The following is an 11,325-nucleotide window of genomic DNA, read 5'->3' as shown; positions in this document are numbered from 1 at the left end:
TAACTGTTTTTGCGAATATGTATGAGCAAACGCGTAGTCAGGGAAGTAAAAATGATGGTGTATAATGTGAATTGTGCTAATAATAATTGGTTTAATGATTTATTAATTCGAACAGGCGAGTTGAAAGCTTAGGATAATTAAGCAGTAAAATACTCAAAAAGACTCTCTGCGAGCAATCTGGGGGCTTTTCAGAAGTTGATAGTAAAAAGGCAGTAGTATCGCCCTCGAATATTTGATAAGTGAAGTGTTTGCGGTAGAAATACCCCGTTTTTAATATTAAGTATTCTACTATGAATCTAGATTTTTACAGTATTCCTGCGTCCAACAGAAATGATTAGCAGAATTAGTTTGTGAGCACTGAGTCTTAGGTGTAAATTGTGGTTTCGTTTCCATCTCTTTTCACCTTTTTTTTCTTCAATGAAAAAAATATTATTCGTGAGCTTTCTGCTCATGCTCACCTTGTTGCAGCAGGTGACAGCCCAGAACCGGAGTGTTTCCGGGCGGGTAACAGACCGCCAGACTGGCGAAGGAATACCTGGGGTAACGGTATTGCTAAAGGGTACATCTAATGGAATATCGACCAACGCTGATGGTACGTATACCTTAAGTGTGCCTGCCGATGGCGGTACTCTAACCTTTAGCTCTATTGGGTTTGTCTCAATAGAACGCCCTATCGGTACCGAGAGCCAAATAAACATTGGCCTGGTAGTGGACTCTAAGCAGTTGAGCGAAGTTGTCGTAACTGCTTTGGGTATTGAGCGCGAGCGGAAGTCGCTGGGCTATGCCGTGCAGACGCTCGAAAACAAAGAAATTACCCGCGCCAGCGAATCCAACTTGGTTCGCTCGCTGCAAGGCCGCGTAGCCGGTGTGCAGATTACGGGTGCTTCGGGCTCGGCCGGCGGCGCTACGCGCGTCGTAATTCGTGGCGCGCAGTCGTTCACGGGCGACAACCAGCCTATCTATGTAGTTGACGGTATCGTTATCAGCAACAGCGCCGTGAACAGCTCGACTGGTTCGGGTGGCGACCTGAACAACGGTGTTGACTTGCCAAACCGGGCCGGTGATATCGACCCCAACAACGTAGAATCTATTACGGTGCTGAAAGGCCCGGCTGCTGCTGCCCTCTACGGTGCACGTGCCGCTTCGGGTGCTATCATCATCACTACCAAGCAAGGCAAGGGCACGAAAGGCTCGCAGATTTCGGTGAACAGCTCGGTTACTTTTGACCGCGTAAACCGCCTGCCCAACTTCCAGAACACCTACGGTAGCGGTTCGGACGGTGAGTATTTTGCCGACAACAACGTTAGCTGGGGTCCAAAAATCATGGGCCAGAACGTAGCCGACTGGCACACCATCGGTTTGCGTCTCAACGCCAACGAGCCTGCTGACTCCATTAAGCTGGAAGCCCGCCCGAACAACGTGCGCGACTTCTTCGAAACGGGCAAAACCTTCAACAACTCGGTTTCTTTCGCCGGCTCCAACGAGGCGTCGAACTACTACATCTCCCTGTCGGATGTGCGCACGAGCTCGATTGTTCCCAACACCAACTACAAGCGTACGTCGGTAGCCTTGAGCGGCGGCACGCGCTTGTTCAACCGCTTGACTACCAACGGTACCGTTACCTACGTAAAGTCGGGTGGTGACCGTGGTATCCAGGGTCAGTCGCGGGCCAACATTATCCAGACGATTGTGAACACGCCCCGTGACTTTGAAATCACGGATCAAAAGAACTTCAACGACCCGCGCTACAACCTGACGGGTTACTATCTGAACGGCTTCCGGAACAACCCTTACTTCCTGCTCGAAAACAACCTGCTGACCGACAACGTGGACCGCGTTCTGGGTGCAGGTACGCTTAGCTACGACCCCTTGTCGTGGCTGAACATCACCCTGCGTCAGGGTGTAGACTTCTACTCCGACCGTCGTCGTCAGACGATTGCCCAGGGTACTATCAACAACTTGGCCGGCCGCTACATTGAGGACGTGCTCTACGGCCGCAACGCAACGACCGACCTGTTGGTGAACGTTACGAAGGAAATCAACGAGAACTTCACCATCAAAGGTGTACTCGGCGGCAACTACCAGCAGCAGGCATTTGAGCGTAACAACATGGACGCCAACGGTCTGGTAATCGGTGGTTTCTATGACCTGAGCAACTCGGCTGCCCCAGTAGTAGTAGCTAAAACCGAAACGCTGACCCGCCTGATGGGTGCGTATGCTGACGTACAGCTTTCGTTCCGTGACTACCTGTTCCTGGGCCTCACCGGCCGTAACGACTGGTCTTCGACTCTGCCCAAGGCTAACCGTTCGTTCTTCTACCCCAGCGCCAACGTAGGCTTCGTCTTCACGGAGGCCTTCAAGCTGCCAAGTGACGTCATCACCTTCGGTAAGCTGCGCGCCAACATTGCCTCGGTAGGTAAGTCGGCTCCTCCTTACTCGATTCTGCCCGTGTTTACCAAATCGTCGGTAGATGGTGGCTTCAGCGACCAGTACTTGTTCCCCTTCAACAACACCATCCCCGGCTTCCGGGTAGGCAACACGCTGGGCAACCCTAACCTGAAGTCGGAGTTGACCACTGCGTACGAAGTAGGTACTGAGGTACGTTTCCTCAAAAACCGCATCGGCCTTGATTTCACCTACTACAACTCGGTGAGCAAAGACATCATCGTAGCCGTACCAGTTTCGACCACTTCGGGCTTCACGTCGCAGTTCAACAACGCTGGTTCGATGGAGAACAAAGGCATCGAGGTAGCGCTGAACCTGCGTCCTATCGAGCTGAAAAACGGTTTCACCTGGGATGTAAACATGACCTACACTCGCAACCGCAACGAGGTAACGGCCGTGACTGGCAATACGCCAAACATCGGTTTGGGTGGTTTGAGCGCTCCTTCCCTGGAAGCTCGCGTTGGCCAGCCTTACCAGAGCTTCTTCGGCTCCAAGATGCTGCGTGACCCCGAAGGCCGCGTAGTAGTAAGCCCTACGACTGGTTTCCCCCTCGCCGATCCTAAACTGACGTCGCTGGGCAGCATCCAGCCCGATTACCTGGCTGGCTTGTCGACCACACTGGCCTACAAGGGCCTGGCTCTGAACGTGCTGTTTGATACCAAGCAGGGCGGTAAGTTCTACTCGCAGACTATCACCACTGGCTACTTCGCCGGTACGCTGGAAGAAACGACGGCCAATGACCGTCAGCCCTTCATCTACCCCAACTCGGTACTGCGCAACGCCGACGGAACTTTCACGCCTAACACCACGGTTAAGGCCGACGGTGGCTATGCTTACTGGTCGCAGGTTTCGAACATCAACGAAAATTCGCTGTTTGATGCCTCTTTCGTGAAATTCCGTGAAGCCAGCTTGAGCTATAGCTTGCCTGCCAACTTGGTAAGCAAAGCTAAGCTGACCGGCATTCAGTTCTCGCTCATCGGCCGTAACCTGGCTATATGGACGCCTAAGTCGCAGAAGCACATGGATCCGGAAGTAAGCTCGTTCGGCTCGGGTAACAGCCAGGGATATGAGTTCTTCGCTTACCCATCGACTCGCTCGTTTGGTGCCAGCCTGAAACTGACCCTGTAATTTTTATTAACATCAACCGATGAAATTCAAAAACATACGGTCTATTGCATTGCTGGGGCTTCTCTTGAGTACCACAGCTTGCGAAAAAGACATTTTCGACATCAATACCGACCCCAACAACCCCAGCACTGCGGATATCGTCCAAGTGCTGCCCTCGGGCCAGGCTTTCGTAAGCTTCGTGGTAGGTGGTCAGTTCAATATCATGGGTCAGATATTGGCTCAGCACATGGGCATTCCTTCCGGTGCTAACCAATACCGCAGCTACGACCAGTACAACATTCCTTCCAGCACCTTCGACGGCCGTCAGTTCCAGAACCTGTACGCCGGCGCGTTGCAGGATTTCCAGAACGTAATCGAGCAGGGCACGCCCGCCAGCGAATTCCGCATGGTGGGTATTGCCAAAATCCTGAAGGCCCACACCTTTCAGGTGCTGACCGATGCCTACGGCGACCTGCCCTACTCGGAAGCTCTGACGGGCATTAACACTACGCCCAAATACGACAAGCAGCAGGATATCTATAAGAACCTGCAGCTGCTGCTCGACGATGCCATCAACGACATCAACAAGCAGCAGGGCCGTTTCCCAGCTACTTCCGACCTGAACTACCAGGCTGGCAACGAAGCGAACATGGGCAAATGGATCCGGTTGGCCAACACGCTGAAGCTGCGTCTGTACATGCGGACCAGCGAAGTGGATCCGGCTGGCGCGGCAGCAGGCATCAAAGAACTGTATGCTCGCAACGCGGATGCAACAGCGCTGTTCATGCGGAGCGGGGAAAGCTTCCAGTTCAACAACGGCACCGTTGCTAACTCGGAAAACCCATTCTACCAGGCGAACTTCCGTCTGCAGAACAACCTGGCTGGCAGCACTACCGTCGGTACCATCATGACCAGCACCAACGATCCACGCTTGCCCGTGTATTTCCTGGATGCTGATCTGAAGACTCCGGAGCTCAACCTGATCTTCGTGGAGCCGGGCCGCAACGTGTATGCCAACAACTTCATTACGCCTACCACGCCCGTGGCCACTGCTCCGAACTCGATTCGGTACTCTTTCCCCGGTACGTTCTTCATCGGTCAGGCTTTCAGCAACTCTGGCGCTGCCGGCAGCACCTACGCTGGTATTGCTGCTACCGACGCAGCGGCCAAGTCGCGGCCCACGCTGCTGCTGACCTACGAGGAGAGCTTGTTCCTGCGCTCAGAAGCCGCTGCCCGGGGTTGGTCTACGGCTGCTGAGAATGCCAAGACGCTGTATGATAACGGTGTAACTGCTTCCATGACGCGTTATGGCGTGACGGCAGCCAACACGGCTACGTATCTGGCACAAACTCGAGTTGCTTTCCCAGTAGCTGGCAGTGTTCAGGATAAAGTAAAGGCTATCAGCACCCAGAAATGGTTGTCGTACTATGCCACCAACGGCATGGAAGCCTGGTCGGAGCAGCGTCGTACCAATAACCCGACGCTGACTTCACCCATCGTGAACATCCTGGGCGCCGGCAAATTCGTGAACCGCTTGCCTTACGTTGACTCGGAGTTGACGCGCAACACGGCTAACGTTTCGGCCGTTGGCCTCGTGCCCGGCGATGTACAAACCAAAGTATGGTGGGATGCTAACTAAGCATCTCAGCAGCTAGTAAAAAGGGGTTCCAGTGAAAACTGGAACCCCTTTTTTTATTTCCTGTCAGTTAAACTATCAGTTCTTGGCACGAGAGCGGCGGGTGCGTAGCGTGTCGAAGCGCTGCTCCAGGTCATCGGTGCTGATGAACATATCGGGGTTGGCATCGGCGTCGCGCAGGGAATCGAGCAGAACTTTGGCCTTATCGTAGTTCTGCTGGTTGGTCAGGGCATCGGCGCGGGCCAGCAGTAGCTGGCCGCGGGCGGCGGCAGTTGGGCTGTCGGCTTCTCTGAGCACGTGGCCCCGGCCGTCGGTGCGGAAGTAGAAGTAGTAGCTCATCCACAACACCATACCCAGAAACATAACCAGCAGGGAAATCAACACAACACGCAGGTTAATCATAGTACAAGCAGCAAAAGCAGTAAAGGGTTGGCAAATGAGGAGTTACCAAAGTCGAGTAATCTGTCATTAACGGCGGCGCTTCGATTGCGGAGCTGTGCTACCAGACGTTCTTCGGGGCTATAATTGAGCACTCCGGTCGGAGGGTAAACGAGGTATCCGGCAGGTAATAGCGTATAATTGCCATTGCCTGCCGGATACCTCGTTTACCCTCCGACCGGAGTGCTTTACCGCACCCGCACCACGCCGGCCCCGTTGTAGCTGTGGTACTCGGCGTTGTACATGGCGTCGGCACTCACCGGTCCCAGCCGGAACGTGCCCTTCGATACGGCCCGGGCCACGTAGTAGAACGACTTAGGCGCGGTGGTGACGGTGGTAAACAGGTTGATCCGGTCGTCGCGCATGTCCAGGTAGTCGGGGGTGGCGGCGTCCTTGGCCCAGTCGATGTCGCGCACGGCCCCGATGCGCGGATTCTCAATTTCCAGGCCGGCGGGCAGCAAATCAGTAATGGCTACGTTGGGCACGGAGCCGGCCGCATCGGCCGCCTGAATCGTGATGCGGACCACCACTAGGTCGTTTTGCCGGAAGTTGGGCGAGCCTACGGGGTTACCGTTACGGTCGAGGAATTCGCGGCGCACTTTCAGGAAGCTGTCTTCCTGCCGCACCGTATTCAGCGGCGACACGCCCTCGGTTTCCCAGAAGTAGTAGAGGCTGCCGGTGCCGGTGGTGCGTAGCGCTACTTTGCGGTTGGCCACGTTGTTTACCGTCAGGTCTTTGCCTGAGAACTTGCCGATTTCCTGGGCATCGGCCAGCAGCGTGGCCGTTACGGTGCTGCCGGCATTCTGGCGGGCTACTTTGCCCAGGGCCAGCAGTGAGAAGGCGCGCTCCTGGGTGTTCAGCCAGCGTGCCGACTTCACCTGCCGGCTGAGCTGGCGGGTGAGCTTGGGCACGAGGGCATTGCCGGGGTCGGCTTCTAGTAGGGCGCTCAGCTCCAGAGCCTGGTCGCGGATGGGGGAGTAGAACGAGCCGTCGAAGGCACGGTGGGCGGCGGTTTCACTGAAGGTAGTGGGCAGCAGGTCGCGGAAGCCGGCTTGGTTGCCGCCCACGGCCTGGGCGGCGGCCAGCAGGAAGCGCGAATCTTGGGCCAGCAGCTGGCGGTTGGCTTTGTAGTAGTTCAGGGCCACGGCATCCTGGCGGCCGGCCAGGGCCAGCACGTACACCGAGTAAGCAATTTCCTTTTTGGCAATGACCTTGCGGCGGGCAATACTGCTCACGTCGAAGTAGTCGTACTCCTCGGTTTCGCGCTTGCGGGTGCGAGCCTGCAGGTATTGCAGGGTCTTGTCGAGCGTACTCTTGTTTACCTCGAAGCCGGCACGCTGTGCTTCCAGCAGGAAGTGGGCGGCGTAGGTGGTGGCCCACCAGTTGTCGTAGTCGCCGCCGGGCCAGTAGCTCAGGCTGCCGTTGTAAAGCTGCTGGGACTCAATTTTGCGGATGGCTTCCTGCACGTTGTAGTTGGGGTTGAAGCGCGTGCCCTTGGCTTGCTTGCCGGTTTTCTGGCCCAACGTGGCGGTCAAATCACCGTAGTAGAGCTGCGGGAAAGCCGCCGACACGGTTTGCTCCAGACAGCCGTAGGGGTACTGCAACAGGTAGCGCAGATCCTTGGCAAACTCCGTCATCGGCGAGCGGCTCACCACCAGCTGGCTGCGCAGCGTGGCCGGGATGAAGTCGGTCTTCAGGTTCAACGCCTGTGCGCTGCCGCCTTTCACCACACCTGAGCCGGTTACCTTTTGCAGCGGCGAAGCCGGCCGCACGGGTATTTCGATTGTTTCGGTGAAGGTTTCTTTGCTGGCTGAACTAGTGGCTGTAATTGTAATGCTGCCGTTGCCAATAGAAGGCTGGGCTTTCACATGAAAAACAATCCGACGTTCTGTATTTGCTGGAATCTTAACACCATATGATACTGGCTCCGCTTTGTAGCCAGAAGATCCATCTTGCATCAATGGCTCAGCAGATTTAAGAGGCCCTGTCAGCGTTTTCTTTACCATAACTACTGTTTCCTTCCCCGTCGTATTCGTCAGCGTTACGGGCACGTCAATCGTGTCGCCGGGGCTGAGGAAGCGGGGGAGGCTGGTGCTGATAACCACCGGGTCGGCGATGCGCATGGTTTGCTCGGCCGAGCCGAAAGCGTCGCCCTTGTAAGCCACGGCCATCACGCGCACGGCCCCGCTAAACTGCGGGATGCGCACTTTGTAGCGCACTTTGCCATTGGCATCGGCCCGCAGCACGCCGCTCCACTTGGCCAGCAGCTGCACCCGGCGCGAGGGCACGGGCGTGGTGCGGCGCGAGAGGTCGGCCCCGTCGCCGCCCACGCTGCTGGTGCCCAGTTCGGGCAGCAGGAAGGGGTACACGTCGTAGGCCTGCACTTCCAGGGCGCGCTTCTGGTAGAAGTAGCCGTAGGGGTCTGGCGTGCGGTAGTCCTTCATCTGCAGAATGCCCTCATCGACCACCGCGAAAGTGACCGAAGCGCCCGGCGCGGTGCTGGCCTCGATGGTCTGCCAGGTCTGGGAGCGGCTCTGGGCGGCTACTTTCAGGGCCACGGGCAGCTTGGTACCGGGCTTTTCCACCGTCAGCGGCATGAAGCCCCGGGCCACGGTGAGCGGCAGGCGGTTGTCGGTAATTTCGCGGATGGCGGTGGCCGTCACGTAGATGTTGGGCACGTGGCCCGCCCGAATCGGGATGCTTACCCGCGCCGACTTCTCGTCGGTCGTCACGTAGAAATGGTCGAGCACCTTGTCGCGCTCCACCGTAACCAGCACGCGGCCGGGGAAGGGCGTTTTGAGCAGCAGCTTGGCCGTTTCGCCGGGCTGGTACTTCTCCTTGTCGGCCTCAATCGTGACTTCGCCCTCGTTGTTCACCTCGAAGGAATTGCTCTGCGTATCGCCGTAGCCGTAGGCGTAGAAGCGGCTGGCCACGTAGGTAGCCGCGCCCGGCCGGGCCACGCGCACCTCGTACTCCCCCGACGAAGCCGGGGTGAAGTCGAGGCTGGTTTCGGTGCCAATGGTGCGGTTCTGGGTCAGGATGGCCTGCTCGCGCTTCTGGGAAGTGTAGGTGTAGCGGCCCCCCTGGCGCTCAATCACGGTTTCCCACAGCAGGCGCACCACTTTAATTTCGGCAGTGGCGCTGGCGGGCTGACCTTTGGGCGTGAGGGCCACGAAGCGCAGCGGCAGCACCTGTCGCGTGTTCACTAGCTCGGGAATATCCTGCACCCCGAACATTACCGGCTGGGTTTGCACCTCAAAGGTCGCCAGGCGGTTTACGGGCCGGCCGCTTTCGTCGAACACCGTGGCGAAGGCCGCGCCTTCAAGGGTGCCCAGGTCGGTGTAGTCGGGCACGTCGTAGGTGGCCGTGCCTTTGCCGGCCGCGTCGGTGGTGCCTTCGCGGGTGGTTTTCTCGAAACGGTCGGAAATGGACGTGTTTTCTTCCTCGTAGTAGTTGCGGCGCTTGTTTTCGCCCGAGCTGATGCTGAACGAGTAGTTGGGGTAATTCTTGGGGCTGAAAGTTTTGGCTTTGAGCGAAAATTCCACCTCGAACTTCCGGTCGGCGGCGGGTGGGCCAAACAGGTTCAGAGCCGTAATGCTGGCCGTGACTGCCTCGCCAGGCTTCACCACGGCCGGGGCAGCTTTCACCGTTATCTTGAGGCGGTCGGGAATGAATTCCTCCACCGACACGGTGCGTGAGGCCAGCAGCACGTCGTTGCCGGTCAGCACTTCCAAGGTGTAGAGGCCGGTCATGACGGCGGGCGGCAGAATAAAGCGCGACTCAAATGCGCCGTCGGCCGAAAGCTTCTTGCGCAGGCTGGCGTATTCTTTGCCGGTGGGCAGCAGCAGTCGGATTTTCACCGGCAACCCGGCCGGCGGGGCCTGCCAGCCCTCGGTGCGCACCACGGTGTTGGTTTGAATCGTGTCGCCCGGGCGGTACAGGTCCCGGTCGCCGTAGAGGAAAGCCTGGTAGCGGGCGGCATTGCTTTGCAGGCCGCCCACATCGAAGCGCGAGGTTTCAACCCGGCTCGTGGGCAAGTTCAGAAAGGTGAAGTCTGACTCGCGCTGGGCCGTCACCATCGTCAGGCGGAAGCGGCTGGTAGCGGCGGTGCTGTCGAAGACTGCCACGCCCGCGCCGTTGGTCGTAGCGCTGCTGATAACCTGGTTATTGGAGCTGACGAAGCGCACGTTTACCCCACCGAGAGGGGAGGCACTGCGAATGGAGTTGGCGAATACCAGCGTGCGGCCGGCCTTGCCCTGCTTCACAATCAGGCCGATATCCGACACCGATACCAGCTTGCTGACCTGCAGCCACTGCCGCTCGGTGTCCTGCACTTTTATCACGTAGAGCCCCTTCATGGGCCCGGTGAACTCCAGGTCTTTGAAACTTAGATTGAGCAGGCGCATGCCATTTTCCTTGGGCATACCGGCCACGGTGTAGGTGCGCTCGGTCAGCACGTTGCCCAGTTGCTCCACGTCGTAGTAGTTGTACGACTTGTTTTCGTACTCGCCCCCGTCACCTTCCTCTTCGCCGCCGTCCTCGTCGTAATCGTAGCCGTACTGCTGGCCGCCGCGCAGCAGCTGCTGAATGTTGTTGGCGTAGACTTTGGCAATGGTCACCTGCACCTTCTCGATTTCGGCGATGCGCACGCCCAGGTTGCGGGTGCCCAGCGCGTCGAGGTACATGGCCTTGTCGCCGTTGGCGAAGCTCAGGCTGGGCCGCTCATCCACAAACGAAGCTGTTTGGGTGAAGGGCTCGGCCAACTGCCCGCCCAGCGTGCCGCGCAGGCCGCTGCGCAGGCTGATCTGGTAAGTCTTGTCAACATCGAAGCCGCCCTTGAGCACGAAGCCGCTTTCCAGGGCCTCCACTGAGTAATCCCCGGCCGGCTCAATGGTCAGCAGGGCTGGAATTTCGGTGGCCGATACAGGTTGGTTGGTCAGTACTGTAATAACCGGGTCGCCTTCCACGATGGAAGCTACCACTTCGCGCACGAGCAGGGTTTGCTGGTCGGGCACGGCTACCTGGGCCGTCAGGGGCTGGCTGGTAGCTTTATCGGAGCCCACGGCACGCAGGCCGGGCGCCAGCTCCAGCGTCACGGGGGAGCCGGGGCGCACGTCCTGGGTGAGGGCCACGCCCACGATGCTATCGGCCTCAGCCGATACCACTTCGAAGGCTATTGGTTTGCCGTCCTGCGTCACTTTGAGCAGGGGCTGAATATCGCCCGGCTTCACGGCGTAATTGAAGAGCAGGTTGGCGCGCATCTCGGCTGTGCCCGCCACGCGTCGGCTCTGGCTCCAGAACAGCTGGGGCTCGTGCATCTGCAGACCGGGGGTGTGAAACTTGGTTTTGCTCAGGGCGGGCTCCTTCTTGAGCTTCAGGGCTTCCAAAGCCACCGACCGCCACTGGGCCTGAAACGACGTAGCAGGCCGAAACGGCTCGGAAGGGGAGAAGGTCAGCTCCCGGTCACTGGTCCACTTGAACTTGCCGCGCACGGCTGGCTCAAACTCCACGTACTGCAGCGTATCCCAGCGGCTCACGCGGCCTTCGCCCACGGGTTCGTCGAAGGTGAAGACGATGTTCTGATAGGGGCTAATTTCCTCGCCGTCGGGGCTGGCACCATCGGAGCCCGACTTGGAGCAGGCGCATAGCAATAACAGCAACACCAGCAAAGGCAGGCGAGATAAGCGGCGGGTAAGCAT

4 protein-coding genes are annotated in these 11,325 nt (G+C 58.0%); 2 read left to right on the top strand and 2 right to left on the bottom strand.

The window, feature by feature from the left end:
• Positions 1–417: 417 nt before the first annotated feature.
• Together LGH74_RS16470 and LGH74_RS16465 are read left to right on the top strand one after the other, a co-directional pair.
• Complete coding sequence (locus LGH74_RS16470) at positions 418–3,573, top strand: SusC/RagA family TonB-linked outer membrane protein (RefSeq protein ID WP_226177335.1); 3,156 nt, start codon at positions 418–420, stop codon at positions 3,571–3,573.
• A gap of 64 nt (positions 3,574–3,637) precedes the next feature.
• A complete protein-coding gene (locus LGH74_RS16465; RefSeq protein WP_226177334.1) occupies positions 3,638–5,191 on the top strand; it encodes a SusD/RagB family nutrient-binding outer membrane lipoprotein in 1,554 nt (517 codons plus the stop codon).
• Positions 5,192–5,266: 75 nt separating this feature from the next.
• Here LGH74_RS16465 and LGH74_RS16460 read toward each other — a convergent pair whose 3' ends face one another.
• Positions 5,267–5,590, bottom strand: a complete 324-nt coding sequence (locus LGH74_RS16460) for a hypothetical protein (RefSeq protein ID WP_226177332.1) — start codon at positions 5,588–5,590, stop codon at positions 5,267–5,269.
• A gap of 224 nt (positions 5,591–5,814) precedes the next feature.
• Positions 5,815–11,325, bottom strand: coding sequence for an alpha-2-macroglobulin (locus tag LGH74_RS16455; protein ID WP_226177331.1), 5,511 nt, complete (start codon positions 11,323–11,325; stop codon positions 5,815–5,817).

Origin of the sequence: Hymenobacter lucidus (assembly GCF_020447265.1) — a bacterium.
GTDB lineage: Bacteria > Bacteroidota > Bacteroidia > Cytophagales > Hymenobacteraceae > Hymenobacter > Hymenobacter lucidus.
The sequence above is the reverse complement of the archived record's forward strand: the minus strand, read 5'-3'. Positions and strand labels throughout refer to the sequence as shown.